This is a genomic window from Marseilla massiliensis (genome assembly GCF_016899955.1).
GTDB classification, from domain to species: Bacteria; Bacteroidota; Bacteroidia; order Bacteroidales; family Bacteroidaceae; genus Prevotella; species Prevotella intestinigallinarum.
In genome coordinates, this window is record NZ_JACJJL010000107.1 from 1 (window position 1) to 407 (window position 407).

The 407-nt window shown below is 52.6% G+C and carries 1 protein-coding gene; it reads right to left on the minus strand.

The genetic code is table 11. The features are described from left to right. On the minus strand, positions 1–399 hold a 399-nt coding region (locus tag H6B30_RS16125; protein WP_338089015.1), incomplete at its 3' end, for a TraX family protein. Positions 400–407: the final 8 nt, after the last annotated feature.

The following is a 407-nucleotide window of genomic DNA, read 5'->3' on the forward strand; positions in this document are numbered from 1 at the left end:
CGGATAAAAGGCATAGAAACAGTACTTGGCCACATTCCCGTGGATGAAACCCCTTGTGCCGTTATACAGGAAGATGACCGCACAGGCAAGCAGCGCACCGATTATGCCGTAGTGCATCATCAGCGGAAAAGCAAACAGCAGCTGCATTATCCTGCGCAAAGTGACCGGTGTGTTCTTGCCCATATTCAACAGGTAGAACACTACTATCATCAGCACACCCCTCCATTCGTAGTCCGCTTCCAACCATGCCGCTAGCCATGCCGTCATCAATATGGAACAACAGCATAAGATACGATGTTCCCAAAGCCTCTCGAATGCGGCCAATGCCGCCACTCCCAAGGCCAGCGTGAACATCACGTTGTGCGTGCCGTCCGCACCGTTCAACAGATACCACGGCACTTCGCTGA